This window comes from Ruegeria sp. AA3 (assembly GCF_056542905.1).
In genome coordinates this window covers 1-16,648 of sequence record NZ_JBQGAQ010000011.1, presented here as the reverse complement: position 1 = coordinate 16,648, position 16,648 = coordinate 1, and the positions used below count along the sequence as shown (strand labels likewise).

14 protein-coding genes are annotated in these 16,648 nt (G+C 52.7%); 9 read left to right on the top strand and 5 right to left on the bottom strand.

The genetic code is table 11. The features are described from left to right. Window positions 1-8 precede the first annotated feature (8 nt). The gene (locus tag ACR0JR_RS17245; protein ID WP_170543858.1) at window positions 9-794 is read right to left on the bottom strand and encodes an IclR family transcriptional regulator; all 786 of its coding nucleotides are present in this window, start codon (window positions 792-794) and stop codon (window positions 9-11) included. Between the two features lie 124 nt (window positions 795-918). Between ACR0JR_RS17245 and ACR0JR_RS17240 the strand changes: the two genes are divergently transcribed. The 7 genes from ACR0JR_RS17240 (at window position 919) to ACR0JR_RS17210 (ending at window position 8,984) form a co-directional block, all read left to right on the top strand. Then, window positions 919-1,851, top strand: coding sequence for a tripartite tricarboxylate transporter substrate binding protein (locus tag ACR0JR_RS17240; RefSeq protein WP_480457167.1), 933 nt, complete (start codon window positions 919-921; stop codon window positions 1,849-1,851). Between the two features lie 62 nt (window positions 1,852-1,913). Further along, entirely contained in the window at window positions 1,914-2,450 is a 537-nt protein-coding gene (locus ACR0JR_RS17235) for a tripartite tricarboxylate transporter TctB family protein (protein WP_480457166.1), read from the top strand. An 8-nt stretch (window positions 2,451-2,458) separates the two neighbouring features. Next, a complete protein-coding gene (locus ACR0JR_RS17230; RefSeq protein ID WP_480457165.1) occupies window positions 2,459-3,991 on the top strand; it encodes a tripartite tricarboxylate transporter permease in 1,533 nt (510 codons plus the stop codon). A 7-nt stretch (window positions 3,992-3,998) separates the two neighbouring features. Continuing rightward, complete coding sequence (locus tag ACR0JR_RS17225) at window positions 3,999-5,483, top strand: aldehyde dehydrogenase (protein ID WP_480457239.1); 1,485 nt, start codon at window positions 3,999-4,001, stop codon at window positions 5,481-5,483. A 26-nt stretch (window positions 5,484-5,509) separates the two neighbouring features. After that, window positions 5,510-6,745 carry a Tm-1-like ATP-binding domain-containing protein gene (locus tag ACR0JR_RS17220; protein WP_319544467.1) on the top strand — a complete coding sequence of 412 codons (1,236 nt, stop codon included), beginning with the start codon at window positions 5,510-5,512 and terminating at the stop codon, window positions 6,743-6,745. Between the two features lie 20 nt (window positions 6,746-6,765). Then, window positions 6,766-8,055: an aspartate aminotransferase family protein gene (locus tag ACR0JR_RS17215; RefSeq protein WP_480457164.1), complete on the top strand. Its 1,290-nt coding sequence runs from the start codon at window positions 6,766-6,768 to the stop codon at window positions 8,053-8,055. After that, complete coding sequence (locus tag ACR0JR_RS17210; protein WP_480457163.1) at window positions 8,052-8,984, top strand: phosphotransferase enzyme family protein; 933 nt, start codon at window positions 8,052-8,054, stop codon at window positions 8,982-8,984. The genes ACR0JR_RS17215 and ACR0JR_RS17210 overlap by 4 nt, the downstream gene beginning before the upstream one ends. Before the next feature lie 60 nt (window positions 8,985-9,044). Here the strand turns inward: ACR0JR_RS17210 and ACR0JR_RS17205 are convergent, their stop codons facing one another. Genes ACR0JR_RS17205 through ugpB form a run of 4 tightly spaced genes read right to left on the bottom strand, consistent with a single transcriptional unit; the run spans window position 9,045 to window position 13,210 of the window. Beyond that, the gene (locus ACR0JR_RS17205) at window positions 9,045-10,100 is read right to left on the bottom strand and encodes a sn-glycerol-3-phosphate import ATP-binding protein UgpC (protein WP_480457162.1); all 1,056 of its coding nucleotides are present in this window, start codon (window positions 10,098-10,100) and stop codon (window positions 9,045-9,047) included. A 3-nt stretch (window positions 10,101-10,103) separates the two neighbouring features. Next, on the bottom strand, window positions 10,104-10,940 hold the full coding sequence (ugpE, locus tag ACR0JR_RS17200) for a sn-glycerol-3-phosphate ABC transporter permease UgpE (protein WP_010443483.1): 837 nt from the start codon (window positions 10,938-10,940) through the stop codon (window positions 10,104-10,106). A gap of 20 nt (window positions 10,941-10,960) precedes the next feature. After that, on the bottom strand, window positions 10,961-11,842 hold the full coding sequence (gene ugpA, locus ACR0JR_RS17195; RefSeq protein WP_010443484.1) for a sn-glycerol-3-phosphate ABC transporter permease UgpA: 882 nt from the start codon (window positions 11,840-11,842) through the stop codon (window positions 10,961-10,963). A 57-nt stretch (window positions 11,843-11,899) separates the two neighbouring features. Further along, window positions 11,900-13,210 carry a sn-glycerol-3-phosphate ABC transporter substrate-binding protein UgpB gene (gene ugpB, locus ACR0JR_RS17190; protein ID WP_010443485.1) on the bottom strand — a complete coding sequence of 437 codons (1,311 nt, stop codon included), beginning with the start codon at window positions 13,208-13,210 and terminating at the stop codon, window positions 11,900-11,902. 181 nt (window positions 13,211-13,391) lie between these two features. Here ugpB and ACR0JR_RS17185 point away from each other — a divergent pair, with 181 nt between their 5' ends. Beyond that, window positions 13,392-14,306 (top strand): LysR substrate-binding domain-containing protein, encoded by a 915-nt coding sequence (locus ACR0JR_RS17185; protein WP_480457161.1) that lies wholly within the window; start codon window positions 13,392-13,394, stop codon window positions 14,304-14,306. A 260-nt stretch (window positions 14,307-14,566) separates the two neighbouring features. Further along, window positions 14,567-16,543, top strand: coding sequence for a bifunctional 2',3'-cyclic-nucleotide 2'-phosphodiesterase/3'-nucleotidase (locus ACR0JR_RS17180; RefSeq protein WP_480457160.1), 1,977 nt, complete (start codon window positions 14,567-14,569; stop codon window positions 16,541-16,543). Window positions 16,544-16,648 lie beyond the last annotated feature (105 nt).

Sequence of the window (16,648 nt, the reverse complement as noted above, 5' to 3'; positions counted from 1 at the left end):
TGTCGGTATCAACTGGTCTGCAACTGATTCAGGCGGTAGGTGGCAGGAAACTGTCCGCCATAGACTGATGTGATCTCCTTTGAGGCAATGCTCAGTGCGTCGAGCACGGCACTCCGCAGGTCCGATGTGACCCGAGGCTGCGGAATGACGCAGGCGATGGCTCCAATCGCGGTTTGTTCCTCGCCGAAGATCGGTGCGGCGAACCCGTGTACGCCTGTTTCATAGCCGCTCACACTTTCGCACCACCCTTTCTGCCGTGTTTCATTGACCAGATCCATCAGGCGATCGGGGTTTGTCAGGGTGTGTTCGGAATAGATTGGTAGCGACCCATCCAGTACGTGTTGCAATAGATTTCTGGGGCCAAACGCCAGTGAAACGATGCCCGAGGCGGTCGCATGCAAAGGCAAAATTTCAGAGGCGCCGATACTTATGCGAACGGAATGAGCCTGTGTTTCTTCAACCAAAGTGGTTTGCAGTAGATCGGATTTCAAAAGTGACATGTGCATCGTTTCATGCACTTTCAGCACCTGCGCCTTCATAATTTTTCGGGCCGCTGTCAGCCGTGGTTTGGCGGCCTCTCGTAGATTGGCCAAACGAAGGGGGGCGGTTCCGATCGAATACAGTTTGGATTGTGGGTCCTGTTCGACCATGCCGTAGTCCGCCAGATTCGTCAGATACCGCAGTGCAGTCGCCTTGTTGATCTGATTCATCCGAGCAATCTGCGACAACCCAAGCTCAGGTTGTTGCAGAGAAAAGCTATCCAAAAGTTTCAGTACTTTCAGTGCAGTCCCCATGATCCAGTCCTTTGTTTCACAATTATCTTGACAGAAAGAGCTTAACACAGCAACAATAAAGCTTAACACAGCAATAAAAAAATTGATACTGTGTTTCAAAATATGAACCGCTTGGGAGGACGTAATGAAAAAATTCATGGCTACTGCCGCAGCAATGGCCCTAAGTGCCAGCGCTGTTTTGGCTGAATATCCTGAAAAACCCGTTTCTTTTGTTGTGCCATGGCCACCGGGTGACCTTGAGGATGTGCTTACCCGCCTCATCGCCGACGAATTTCAGGCGATGTACGGTGTTCCCGCAGCAGTGGTTAACAAGCCCGGCGGTGGCGGAGGCCCGTTTCCCGGCGCGGTTGAAGTGGCTACAGCTCCGGCGGATGGATATACAGTGGGCTCTTTCGTCATAGGTGTACCGGTGATCGGCCCTGACATTGGTATTCCCGAGCTGAACCCCAATCCCTTTGACCCGATTGGCATTTTCCTGACCTACCCATTTGTGATCGCATCCAGCAAGGATGCGCCCTTTTCGACTTGGGCGGAATTGGTAGAGCACGGTAAGGAAAACGACGTTGCATTGGGGCATTTCGGCTCTGTGCTGCCACCCACACAGGTAACATTTGCAGCTGCTGTCAGCAGCGGGTTTGATTTCGCGAGCGAAGCCGCTTTCGACGCACTGGACTGCAACACATTGGCTTCGGGCGACGTGGATGTGATCAACACCACGCTTCAACTCATACTTCCCTGCTTGGATCAGGTGAACGTCCTGGCCAGCATCGGAGGAGAGCGGATATCGCTGGTTCCTGACACGCCAACCGTTGTTGAACTTAACCCTGATCTGCCTTTGGCACTTTGGAACGGTCTATTCGTGCACAAAGACACTCCAGCCGATGCACGTGAAAAGATCACCGCAGCCGCGCAAAAGGCCCTGAGTTCCGATAAGGCCAAGCAGCTTGCCGAGGAAACGGGTGCGCTGATCTACTGGCAGGATCCAGATACCTCCAACGCACAGATCGAACAAGACAAAGCCTCGTTCGCCAAAATCGAAGAGATTCTGGGCGAATAACATGAGACTGGCCCGGCAGCATCAAATCTGCCGGGCCTTTTTCAATCAGGGGAGAGGTTTAGATGATCGCGAAGACCTTACAGGACATGTTCAAACGGTATCGCCGACCTGGTGATGTTGTATTCGCAGTGCTCTTCCTTGGCTTTTCGGTTTTTCTTCTGACGCAATTGGGCGAGCAGACCAAAGCCGTAAAGCGGACCAAATGGTTTGCCCAGCCCAACCTCTGGCCAATGATCTCGCTCTGGGCGATGGTCATCTTTGGGTTCCTTCACTGGCTGAGCTCAGCCATGTCCCCCCGTCTTCTTGGTCGCTGGACAGAAGTCGGGTTCTGGCTGCGATCGTTTGAATATGTCGCATATTTTTTGGTTTACGTGATGCTGGTTCCCATTTTGGGATACCTGCCGTCGACCGTTTTGTTTGCTGTTTTTCTGGCGTTACGAACTGGGTTTCGGGACGCGAGAACAGTCTGCATCGCGGCTTTGTTCGGCGTTTTTGTCACTGTCGTATTCCGAGCCTTCCTACAGGTCAAAATCCCTGCTGGTGCTGTTTATGAATATCTGCCCGACAGCGTTCGCGCCTTTGCGCTGACATATCTCTGAGGTTCGAAATGGAAACTCTATTTTCTGGTCTTTCGATCCTGGCGCAATGGCAGGTAATTATTGCGCTGCTGATCGGGTCAATCGGCGGGGTCATAATAGGTGCTCTTCCCGGAGTTGGTGCGCCCGTTGCAATCGCAATTCTATTGCCAGCAACATTTGCTTTTGAGCCGATTGTCGGTCTGACATTGCTGCTCGGAATATACGGGTCGTCCATGTATGGCGGCGCAATCCCGGCGATTTTGATCAACACGCCAGGCACGGCCGTGAACGCGCTGACGACTTATGACGGTTACCCCATGACTAGACGCGGGCAGGGGCACCGGGCGCTCTCACTGGCATACTCGGCCTCGTTCTTTGGTGGGGTCTTCTCGATCATCTGTCTGATGATCCTGTCGCCGGTGCTGGCTTTGATTGCACCGCATTTCGGTAGCCGCGAAATTTTTCTAGCCGCTTTGCTGGGAACTATTTTGGTGGTGCTTGCCCACCGCGGACAAATATTTGCTGCGGGAATGCTGGCCGCCTTTGGTATTTTTCTGAACACTGTGGGTTTGGAACCGGTCAAGTACACGCGTCGGTTCACATTTGACCAAAGTTGGCTTGCTTCAGGTATCGACTTGATCGTTGTGGTTTTAGGCCTGTTTGCGATCAGTCAGGCGTTGCTGTTGCTTCTGGAAAAGAACCATGCACCCGGTAAAGCGCATGTCAGCGGCAGCATTTTTGCGGGCCTGAAAGAGCTTTTGGGCGTCAAGCGCGTCGCGACGGTGTCTTCAAGCATTGGTGTTCTCATGGGTATGGTGCCAGGCACTGGCGAATTCACCTCGCAGTTTTTGTCATACACCTATGCTCAGAAATCCTCGAATGATCCCGATAAGTTTGGCAATGGATCACCCGAGGGACTGGTGGCATCCGAGGCGGCCAATAACGCAGTGCCGGGTGCTGCGATGATCCCGCTGCTTGCGTTGGGCATTCCGGGTGAAGCGCTGACGGCGATGATGCTGTCGGTGTTTTATGTCCACAACGTCATTCCTGGCCCTCAGCTGTTTGAATCTCAGATGGACTTTGTGATGGCGCTGTATATGGCGTTGATCTTGTTGAATGTTATCGTTCTGGTGTTCCTGCTGTTTTCGACAAACCTGCTTCTCAAGATTATCCAGATACCAACTCGCTTTCTGGGGATCGTGATATTGGTGTTGTCTTTTGTTGGTGTTTATTCGCTGAGGAACTCGATAACAGATTGTGCGCTTGCGGCGGGTTTTGGTGTCTTTGGCCTTATTCTGAAACGGTTGGATTTGCCGATTGTGCCAATCATTCTTGGAATGGTTCTTGGTGGTATCATGGAGGTGAAACTTCGTAGCGCCATGGCGCGGGTGAAAACCCCACTCGACTTTGTCGACCGGCCAATCGCAGCGATCTTGTTTGGCCTGATACTGCTGATCCTGATCCTTCATTTCCGCACTCTGTATTTCGAGTTCAGAAACAAGTTGCGGCCCGAGCCTACGGCTGAGCCTGTTGATGCCGACCACCCAAACCAACAAGGGTAATCCTTTAATGATCCAGTCAGAAATCGACGCTCTTCGCGGCAAGGTGTTGACGCCCCGAAACCATTTTATCAATGGGAGTTCTGTCCCTTCGAATGAAGGCAGAACACGCGACGTTCTGTCGCCGATAGATGGTCAGGTTCTGACGCAGATTGCCGAGGGTACACCTTTTGATATGGATGCGGCCATCGCTTCCGCGCGGGCGGCTTTTGAAGATGGTCGTTGGGCACGGCGCGCACCATCTGAGCGTAAGAAAATCCTTCTGAAGCTTGCCGATCTGATCGAGAAACATGCGCTGGAGCTTGCGGTTCTGGGAGTGCGTGACAATGGCACCGAAATAACGATGGCCATGAAGGCCGAACCCATGTCTGCGGCTGGAACTTTCCGTTACTACGCCGAGGCAATAGACAAGGTCTATGGCCAGATCGCACCCACTGCCGGAAATGTCCTTGGGCTGATCCACCATGCGCCGGTCGGTGTCGTCGGGGCGATTGTGCCTTGGAACATGCCGATGATGATCGGAGCGTGGAAGCTGGCCCCGGCCTTGGCGGCGGGGAATTCGGTAGTTCTGAAGCCTGCGGAAAGCGCATCTTTGACGCTGTTGAAACTGGCTGAACTGGCGGTCGAGGCGGGTATTCCAGATGGCGTTTTCAACGTCGTCACAGGTTCGGGTCAGGTCGTGGGCGAGACCCTGGCGCTGTCGATGGATGTGGACATTCTTGTATTTACGGGTTCGGGCGCAACGGGGCGTAAGCTGCTTGAGTATTCGGCGCGTTCAAACCTCAAACGTTGCTACCTTGAACTTGGTGGAAAATCCCCGAACATCGTATTCAATGATGCAACTGATCTTGCGCAGGCGGCGAAAGTGTCGGCCGCGGGGATATTCCGGAACTCAGGTCAGATTTGCGTTGCGGCGTCACGTTTGCTTGTTCAGGCAGATATTCATGACGGTTTTGTCGCAGAGTTAGTCGAGAACACCGAAGCGATGCAGGTCGGGGATCCTCTAGACCTGAACAACCACATTGGAGCGGTGCACTCCCTGTCCGAATTGGATGCGAACCTTGAATTTGTCAAAAAGGCGCAGGTGGAAGGTGCTGAACTACAACTTGGTGGTGACCAAATTCTAAAGGACACTGGTGGTTACTATATGGCCCCGACCGTTATGACGGGAGTCCGCTCGACAGACACTCTGTTTCGAAACGAGGTGTTCGGCCCAGTTCTGGCCGTGACCCCGTTTGAAACAGAGGAAGAGGCGATTCAACTGGCCAACAGTACAGAATATGGACTGTCCGCTGGCGTCTGGACATCTAACCTCAGCCGTGCGCACCGGATGGTGGCAGGCATCCGCTCGGGTGTGGTGCATATCAACACATATGGCGGTTCGGATCTCACTGTTCCCTTGGGTGGGGTGAAGCAATCCGGCAATGGCCACGACAAATCCCTTCATGCGCTGGAGAAATACAGCGATTTGAAAACAGCGTGGATTCAACTCTGATCCCGGAACTTCAAAGGAGAGCCCCCATGGGTGACAAAACCATTTTGTTGATCGGGACCTACGACACCAAAGACCCAGAGATGCGGTATCTAGAGGAATGCATCGTAGCGCAGGGGGGAAATGTTCTGACGATGGATGTTTCCGTATTGGGCGACCCGTCCCAACCCACGGACATTTCCAAACATGATGTTGCTGCAGCATGCGATATGACCATCGAAGACGTGATCGCGTTGGGCGATGAAAACAAGGCTTTTCGCGTTATGTCAGAAGGGGCCGCCAAAGTCGTTCGCGACGCCCTGTCCAAAGGGCGCTTTGATGCCATGTTGGCAACCGGTGGCACAATGGGAACCGATTTGGCGCTCGATTGTGCGCAAGCGATCCCCATGGGAGTGCCTAAATACATTGTGTCGACCGTCAGCTTTTCCCCATTGATCCCACCACATCGCTTAGCACCAGACATCCAGATGATCTTGTGGGCCGGAGGCCTGTACGGGATGAACGCGATCTGTCGTTCCTCTCTTTCGCAGGCTGCGGGGGCTGTACTTGGTGCAGCGCGTGCTGTTGAGCCACCAAAGTCCGAACGCCCGGTGGTGGGTATGACGTCACTGGGTTCAAGCTGTTTGCGCTACATGAAGATCCTGAAACCGGAGCTGGAAGCCCGCGGTTTTGATGTGGCCGTTTTTCATTCGACTGGGATGGGGGGTATGGCGTTCGAAAAGCTCGCGGGAGAAGGCGCCTTTGCGTGCGTGATGGATTTCTGCATGCAGGAATTTGCCAATATGTTGGCGGGCTCGCTGGTCTCATCAGGCGAAGATCGCCTGACCAATGCGGGCCGGGCCGGAATTCCGCAAATGGTTGCTCCGGGCGCGCTGGACTTGCTGGATTTTGCGGGTTGGCAAGACATCCCCCCGCAGTTTTCCGACCGCCCGTTCCACGAGCATAACCGCCTGATAAAGAGTGCTGTGTTCAACGCGGATGAACGTCGCAACGGAATCCGGGAGATGGCAAAACGTCTAGAACAGGCCACTGGTCCGACCCATTTCTTCCTACCGGTTGGTGGAGTTGAGGAATGGGATCGCGAGGGTCAGGAGGCCCACGATCCCGAGGGTCTTGCCGCCCTTATTGACGAGGCACGTAATGTCATGCCTGCGGTCGTAAATACAACCGAGATTGACGCGCACATCAATGATCAGGCCTTTGCGGATGCCGTTCTCGCACAGTTCGACGAATGGGTCGCTGAGGGCGTTGTGCGCAAAGTGTAACCTCATCTGGAGGGTAACAATTGACCAGATCGAACGCTGAGTTGATCGCAGATCGCGCCCGACTGCTGGGTCCGAATGTCTCTACATTTTATGACAACCCAGTTCACATCGTGAAGGGCGAGGGTGTTTGGCTGTGGGACGCCGACGGGCGCAAGTATCTGGATTGCTACAACAATGTGCCACATGTTGGGCATTGCAACCCGCGCGTGGTCGATGCGATTTGTCGTCAGGCCAGCACGCTGAACACTCATACGCGATATCTTCATGACGGCATTCTCGACTATGTCGAAAAGCTGACCAGCACCGTGGATGACCATCTGGATACCGCCATTCTGACCTGCACTGGTTCCGAGGCCAACGATATTGCCCTGCGAATGGCCGAAAGTATGACCGGCAAGCGTGGAATCATCGCAACGGATGCGACTTATCATGGCAATACCTCACTCGTCAGCCAGCTTAGCAAATCAAACGTTCCGACGGTTGGATTTGGCCTTGGTCAATTTTTTCGTTTTGTCGCTGCGCCAGACAGCTATCGCAACCCTGATCCCGAGGGGATGAGATTTGCAGAATCTGTAGCTGAGCAGATTGCCGAGCTTGAAAAATCAGGTATCGGGTTTGCCGCATTGGTTGTCTGCCCGTATTTTCTGAACGAAGGTTTCCCGGATAATCCGGACGGTTGGCTGAAGCCTACTGCCGAGGTTGTGTGTAAGGCGGGTGGACTGCTGATTTGCGACGAAGTTCAATCCGGGTTTGGTCGTACAGGCACGCATATGTGGGCGCATCAGAAGATGGGCGTGGTGCCGGATGTCATGACATTGGGTAAACCGATGGGGAATGGCCATCCGATCGGAGGGGTTGTCACCAACTCGGAAATCCTGGGAACATTCAGAAAAGGTTATCGCTATTTCAATACGTTCGGGGGCAACCCGGTCTCTTGCGCTGCAGCCATTGCCGTATTGGAAGAAATCGAGGACAAGCACCTGCTTGAAAACGCCAAAAAAGTCGGCGCGCACGCTCGTATGAGGATAACTCGATTAGCGAAAAAGCATGAGTTCATTGGTGATGTACGCGGTTCAGGTCTGATTTTCGGCGCCGAGATGGTACTGGATCGGGAAACGAAGCAACCCGCCAGTGCATTCACAGATCGAGTAATCAATGGCATGCGGGAACGGGGCGTCATTCACTCAAAGCTGGGGCGTCACAAGAACACACTGAAGATACGTCCACCGATGCCGTTCTCGATCGAGAACGCAGATCTTTTGTTTGATACGCTGGATGAAGTTCTGGCCAAAACTCCGCTAAACGCATGAATTTGGCAGTTAATCAGGCGTTGGAGCTGTGGGGGATGCAGGGTGCATCTTACCATTTGATCGCGGCCCGCGAAAATCAGGTCTTCCGCGTCGATATCAATGGTTCCTCTTATGTGCTGCGATTGCATCGAGCGGGGTATCGTACCAATGAGGAATTGCGATCGGAACTTCAGTGGATGGATGCGGTATCGCGCGGCGGTTTACATGTGCCAGCACCGATTGCCTCGGCGTCAGGAGATTTTCTGCATATCGCTGATGGGGTCCAAATTGACGTTTTGTCCTGGCTGAACGGTGCGCCAATGGGCGCAACGGGTCAGCCGCTGGAGACAAAAGACCGAACCTCACTATTCCTAGGCATCGGGCGTGAAATGGCACGGTTGCATCACGTTTCGGACAGGTGGGTGTTGCCTGACGATTTTGACAGATGTTCCTGGGATCGGAATGGTCTGCTGGGGAGTAACCCGTTGTGGGGCAGATTCTGGGAAAACCCGACTTTGTCTGCCGAGGACCGCGTATTGTTTGAGGCTTTGCGCGGAAAGATGGCGACCGAATTGACCCAACTGGAAGATACGTTGGACTACGGTCTGATCCATGCGGATTTGGTGCGCGAAAACATTCTGGTTGATGGAGATCGTCTTCAACTCATTGATTTTGACGACAGTGGCTTTGGGTTTCGCCTGTTTGATCTGGCTACGACATTACTCAAGAATTTGCAGGAGCCAGACTATCCTGAATTGCAAGAGGCTTTGCTCGAGGGTTACCGGTCTGAACGACCCCTGGATGACAGCGCGCTTGATCTCTTTTTATTGCTGCGTGCGGCGACCTACGTGGGTTGGGTAGTCGACAAACTGTCGGAAGAAGGCTCTGAACTCCGAAATCAGAGATTCATTGATACAACACGCAAGCTTGCGCTTCGATATCTGGGTTAGGGGTGCTTTGTGCACCGACATATTGAGTGATCAACGACCATAAAACCGCCCAGAGGGCCATCAATCCTCAAGTCGCTTACCGGTATCCGGATCAAACAGGTGCATTTGCTCGGGGGCGACCGAGAACTTTACCGCAGGATGCCGCCCTTCGATTGGGTGTACGCCGGGGAGGCTTGCTGTGATCACATTATGGCTGCCTGTCAGGCGACCGTGTAGCAGCGTATTTGCGCCCAAAGGTTCAGCCATCTGAATTGCGGCTTCCAGCGGGCCATTTTCATCCATTGACAGGTGTTCTGGCCGGATTCCCAGTTTTACCGAGGTATCTGGGCCTTGAGATGGACCAATTTCCACGTCTTCAATTTTGATCACTCCACCTACACGCCGCGCGTCAAAGATATTCATCGCGGGACTGCCGATGAATTGAGCCGCAAACAGGGTTTTTGGGGATTCATAGACGTCCAGAGGTGTACCAATTTGCTCGGCGATCCCGCCGTTCATTACGATCATTCTGTCTGCCATCGTCATGGCTTCGACCTGATCATGTGTGACATACAGGGACGTAATCCCCAGCTTTTCCTGAAGCTCGCGGATCTCTAGGCGCATTTGAACGCGTAGTTTCGCATCAAGGTTCGAAAGCGGTTCATCAAAAAGGAACACGGCTGGTTCACGAACGATGGCGCGCCCCATTGCAACCCGCTGCCGCTGCCCGCCCGACAACTGTCTGGGCTTTCGGTCTAGCAAAGGTTCCAATTGCAACAGCTTTGCTGCTTCGGTCACCTTTTGATCGATCTCCGCCTTAGGTAACCCGGCAATTTTTAGTCCATATCCCATGTTCTGGCGTACAGACATATGCGGGTATAGCGCATAGTTTTGGAATACCATCGCGATATCCCGATCCATCGGTTCTTTGTCATTTGCCCGCTCGTCTCCGATGCGGATTTCACCCGAAGTCACGGTTTCAAGACCTGCCACCATGCGCAAAAGCGTGGATTTGCCGCATCCTGAAGGCCCGACGATAACGATGAATTCTCCGTCTGCGATATCAATGTCGATACCATGAATGACGTCTGTGGGGCCAAAGCTCTTTTTGACGTTTTCTAGGGTTACAGTTGCCATTTCTTACTTCTCGCTATCGACAAGGCCGCGAACAAACAGTTTTTGCATCGATACCACCACAATAACCGGCGGGATCATGGCCAGTATCGAAGTTGCCATGATGACGGGCCATTCGGCCACATCATCGCCGGATGGGAACATCTGTTTGATGCCCATCACAATGGTATTCATCTCGGGATCCGTGGTGATGAGCAACGGCCATAAGTATTGGTTCCAGCCATAGATGAAGAGGATTACGAACAAGGCCGCGATGTTGGTTCTGCTCATCGGCACTACAATGTCGACGAAAAATCGCATCGGCCGCGCACCATCTACCCGTGCCGCTTCAGCAAGTTCATCCGGGATTGTCAGAAAGAACTGCCGGAACAGGAAAGTGGCAGTGGCTGAGGCGATCAATGGGAAAATCAGCCCGTAATAGCTGTTTAGCATGCCAAAACCGGCCACAACTTCGAATGTTGGAACAATCCGCACTTCGACAGGTAACATCAGTGTCAGAAAGATCAGCCAGAAGAAGGTCGTTCGTCCCGGGAAGCGGAAGTAGACGATTGCAAAGGCCGACAGAAGTGAGATCACAATCTTGCCAACGGCAATACCGATTGCCATCACCAGACTGTTGAACAGCATGGTAGCGACAGGCACGTTTACTCCGGCAAAAAGGGCTGCTCGGTAGTTCTCCCAAAATTGATCACCCGGCCAGATCGGCATAGGGGGCGAGACGATTTCAGGCTGGGATACTGTTGAGGCAACAAAAGCCAGCCAGATCGGAAAGAATATGATCAGGACGCCCAGGACCATAAAGGCGTGGGTTAGCCAGATACCCGCGCCTCGTTTCTCGACCATTCCGTGTTGCTGGGCCGCCATCAGTAATGCACCCTTTTTTCGACGTATTTGAACTGGATCACCGTTAGCAAACCAACCACGATCAACAGGATGACGGATTGTGCCGACGAAGACCCAAGATCTTGCCCGACGAACCCATCGGAAAACACCTTGTAGACCAGGATCGTTGTGGCTTGTTGCGGACCACCTCCGGTGATTGTGTGGATAACACCGAATGTCTCGAAAAACGCATAGACGACGTTGACCACCAGCAAAAAGAAGGCCGTAGGCGACAGCAGTGGCAAAACAATTGTGAAGAACCGGCGCCAGAAATGCGCTCCATCGATTGCGGCTGCCTCGATGACAGACTTTGGCACGGATTGCAGCGCCGCAAAGAAAAACAAAAAGTTATAACTGATGCGCCCCCACGCGGATGCGACAACGACCAGCCCCATTGCTTCGGCGTCATTCAGAACGTGGTTCCAATCATAGCCGAGTTGGCCAAGATACCAGGAAACAACTCCGACGCGTGTGTTGAACATGAAAAGCCAAAGCACACCAGCAACAGCAGGTGCGACTGCGTAGGGCCAGATCAACAAGGTACGGTAAACACCCGAGCCTTTGATCAACCTGTCGGCAATGACTGCAAGAAAAAGTGCCGGAATCATCGAGCACAAGGTGACAAGCGTCGAGAAGATCGCCGTTGTTAAGAAGGATGCACGATAGAATTTGTCGCTGAGAAGGAATTCAAAGTTACCGAGCCCGACGAATTGAGATGACAGCCCAAACGGGTCAGGAATAAACAGCGACTGCCAGATTGCCTGCGCCGCTGGATAGAAGAAAAATATGGCAGAGACGATCACCTGAGGTGCGATCAGAAGCAGAGGCAGCAACCAGCCCCGAAAGGTGACGCGTTTTTCCAATTTAGTGTCCCACCAAAAAAGAAATGCGGGCCGTTAAAGGCCCGCATGATATCATTTTTATTGATTGGCTGATTCAAACCGGCGCAACAACGCGTCGCCACGTTCCTTGGCGCTGTCCATCGCTTCCTGAGCCGTTTTGTCACCAGACCAGATGGCCTCGAGCTCTTCGTCAATGATTCCGCGAATCTGGTCGAATGACCCCAAACGCAGACCTTTTGAGTTTGCGGTTGGTTCTTTCGCAGTCATCTGGATAACCGCGATATCTGTGCCGGGATTGTCTTCATAGAATCCTGCCGCGCGGGTTGCATCTCCCGCTTCAGCAGTAATCGGAAGATAGCCGGTATTCTGGTGCCAATTGGCCTGTACATCTGACGATGACAGGAAGCTCAGGAACTCTCCAACTCCTTTGTAGGCTTCGGGGTCGTGCCCTTCCATCACCCACAGGGAGGCACCACCGATAATGGTGTTCTGAGGTTCGGCTGTGACACCTTCCCAATAGGGTAGGGGCCGTACGTCAAAATCGAACTCAGCTTCCGAGCTGATGCCCGCGTAGCCCGCCGAGCTTTCTGTGAACAAGGCGCATTCTCCGGCCCGGAAGTTGGCTCCACCTTCGTTTCTTCGACCGGTGTAGATGAATTTACCGTCCTTGGCCCAATCACCCATTGCGCTTAGGTGGGCCACTTGCACCGGGCCATTCAGCATCAATTCGGTGTCCAGACCGGCGAAACCATTATCTTTCGATGCAAATGGTACATCGTGATAGGCTGACATGTTTTCCAAGTGAACCCAGCTTTGCCAAGCAGTGACAAGCGGACATTCTTCACCGCCTGCCTTTAATTGATCAAGAACCTCGCCAACTTTTTCCCAAGTGGAAAGATCGGTATCAGGATCGACTCCTGCTGCCTCCATCGCATCGCGATTGACCCAAAGAACGGGTGTGGAAGAGTTGAAGGGCAATGACAACATGTCGCCATCGGTAGTGGTATAATACCCTTTTACAGCGCCGATATACGCGTCGGGATCAAATGACGCGCCACTTTCGGCCATCACTTCATAGACTGGTTTGATGGCGCCTTCAGCGGACATCATTGTTGCGGTGCCAACTTCGAATACCATCAGAATGTGGGGCTGTTCGCCAGCGCGGAACGCGGCGATACCTGCATTCAGCGTTTCCGAGTAATTACCTTTGTGGCTTTCAACCACGACAAACTCGTCCTGGCTCGCGTTGAATTCTTCAACCTGGGCTTTCACCAGATCACCAAGACGGCCGGTAAAGGCGTGCCAGAACTGGACTTCGGTTTGAGCCATTGCCGCTACAGGGGACAAGGCAGTTGCTACGGCGAGAGCGCCGAAAAATCTCTTTTTCATGATTCCTCCCATGCATCAGGTTCGATGCTTCGTTGAATACCGACCGCTACGGGTAAACGGCACACATGACGATTTCACGACGTTAGCGTTACAGAAATATAATTCAAGACCTTAGTATTGATAAAAAAAATAATACGGCATTATATTCGTGAACGAAAAACTGGGAAATACTGGTTCAAACATGCGACAAACCCTGAGAATCAGACAGCTTGAAGCCCTTATGGCAGTGACGACCAATGGATCGATCACTTCTGCAGCCACTGATCTTGGGGTCAGTCAGCCAGCTGTGAGCCGATTAATATCTGATCTGGAGAAGTCACTTGGGTTTCAGCTTTTTGATCGCCGCGAGGGGCGGTTAGTGCCGACGCAGGAAGTTCGGTATTTGCAGCCCAGCGTAGAGCGTGTTCTGGAGCTGATGAAGCAGATCACCGACGTCAGCCAGGATATCACGCAACGAAAGGCGGGACATATTCGCGTTGCTTGCCTGCCCGGATTTGCAACCAGCCACCTGCCACAAGTTGTCGCCGAATTTCTGAAAGACCGCCCAGGCGTCACCATGACAATCGAGCCGGATCGGCCCGAGCGCATTCTTGAATGGATGATCGGTGAACAATATGATTTTGGGATCACCGACAGTTTTATCAGCCACCCGGCCGTGCAAAATACAGATGTGCACTTACGCACGGTTTGTGTATTTCCAAGCGGTCACGAGCTGGAAAGCGTTTCCGAAGTTACACCCAAAGAGCTTGAGAACGAGAAAGTCATTCACACCCGCCGTGATAGCGACTTTTTTGCGCGCCTTTCGAAAGCGTTTCAAAGCGCAAATATCTCACTGAACTCTCACATTGAGGTCAGGCAATTTACAGCTGCCTGTGAACTCGCCTTAAGAGGTGCGGGTGTCTCAGTAGTGAGCGAACTTGATGCGGTTCAATATGCCCATCTTGGACTGTGCTACAGGCCATTCGTACCGGTGTTACCTCATACACTTTCTTTAGTACGCCCCATATTGAAACAGCCATCTTTGATAACATTGGAGTTTATTGAACAGTTCAGCGAAAGCTTGAACCCGTTTCGCGTCAAATCGATTATGCGCTGATCGCTAAGCACTTGTAATTCTGGGGTGTTCGTCGATTTGCCGGATACCTGCCTGCGCTTCATCAGTTTTGGTCTGGCTAATGCCACAAAATAAATTCCAAATTGAGACCTTGATGAGCTTTACGCTCTTAGGGTTTGTCGGCACAGTATCGTCAATATTAACCATAGTTCGATGCTTGATCGGCTTAGGTGATCTTTATTCATCTTTGTTACAATCGCCATCTACAAAGCGTTTCGAACATATTTCCAGAAAGGTGTGATATGCCCTTTTCCAGCAGTAAGCTCTCTCGCCGTAAGTTTCTTGCCACAACGACAGCCAGTGCAGCTGCGATTACTCTGCATCCGTTCTCTGCGTCTGCTGCCAACAATCAGGCTCATCTAAGGATCATGGAAACAACAGACATCCATGTGCATGTTTTCCCTTATGATTACTATGCAGATAAACCACGGGACACCGTGGGCCTGTCACGCACGGCATCTATTATCAACGGCATCCGATCAGAGGCGACTAACTCGCTTCTTGTTGACAATGGCGACTTTCTGCAGGGCAATCCGATGGGTGACTATATAGCCTATGAGCGTGGAATGAAGGCGGGTGACAGCCACCCGATTATCACTGCATTCAACACGGTCGGCTATGATGCCGCCACCTTGGGCAACCACGAGTTCAACTATGGTCTGGAGTTTCTTGATAAAGCGCTTGCCGGGGCCGACTTCCCAGTGGTTCTGGCCAATATTGCCAAGAAAAAAGGGGCCAGCCCGCGCGATGACGAAACTCTGGTGAAGCCCTATGCCATTCTTGATCGCGAGATTGAAATGGGGGACGGCTCCAAACATCCGATCAAGATCGGCGTCATCGGTTTCACTCCGCCGCAGGTCATGAATTGGGATCGTAAACACCTTGAAGGCAATGTCGAAGCCCGCGATATCGTCGAGACAGCGCAGGCTTACGTACCCGAGATGAAAGAGCAAGGCTGTGATCTGATCATAGCACTTTCGCATTCAGGTATAGGTGAGGCCGATCATTCGGAAGGAATGGAGAATGCCTCGGTCGTTCTTGCCGGTGTTGACGGTATCGATGCCTTGGTCACCGGGCACAACCATTTGGTCTTCCCATCTCCAACATTTGCGGACCGTCCCGGTATTGACGTGGAAACCGGAACTTTGATGGGTAAGCCCGCCGTCATGGGTGGATTCTGGGGATCGCATCTTGGCCTGCTTGATCTGTTGCTGGAACGAGATGGTAACGTCTGGCGTGTGGTCACCACCACTTCCGAGGCACGGCCGATCTCCAAACGCAACGAAGATCGGTCAATAACTGCGCTGGTCGGAGATGATCAAAAGGTTCTCGACTCGGTGGCGAAAGATCACGACGAAACGCTGGCCTACGTCCGCCGCGCTGTGGGTAAGACTTCGGCCCCATTGCACAGCTATTTCGCATTGGTTGCCGATGATCCGTCTGTGCAGATCGTTTCGATCGCGCAGAAATGGTATGTCGAAGAGATGATGAAAGGCACCGAGCACGAGGGTCTGCCAATCCTTTCGGCAGCGGCGCCATTCAAGGCTGGCGGCCGTGGCGGCCCGGAATACTACACTGATGTTCCCGTCGGTGACGTTGCGATCAAGAACGTGGCCGATCTTTATCTTTACCCAAACACAGTTCGTGCCGTACGGGTAAACGGGGCGCAGGTTCGAGGCTGGCTTGAACGTTCGGCGGGCATGTTCAATCAGGTTGAGGTAGGTTCTGAAGACGCGATCCTGCTGAACCCGGAATTCCCATCATATAATTTCGATGTGATGGACGGTGTGACCTATCAGATCGACCTTTCACAGCCGTCCCGCTTTGGTCCAAAAGGCGAAGAACTTAATCCAGATGCAGCCCGGATCGTGAACCTTGCCTTTAATGGTGCACCGGTCACGGATGACATGGAGTTCATTATCGCCACCAATAACTACCGAGCATCGGGCGGGGGCTCTTTCCCCGGCGCAAAGGGTGACACAGTTGTTTTTGAGGCTCCGGACACCAACCGGGATGTCATCGTCCGCTATATTGTCGAGCAGGGTACAATTGATCCTAAAGCAGATGCCAACTGGTCATTTGCGCCGCTCACCGACACGACCGTATTGTTTGAAACCGGGCCAAAAGCGCGGGATTACATGAATGATGTTAAAGGCGTTGTCATCGAAGATGCGGGAGAAGGTGCAGATGGCTTTGCAGCGTTCCGCATAAAGCTCTGATCTGTACGAGATCAAAAAACCCGCCGGTAGTCCGGCGGGTTTTTGTTTGTGTATTACTCTGCGGCTTCTTCGTATTCTGACATGGGCGGGCATGTGCAGATGAGG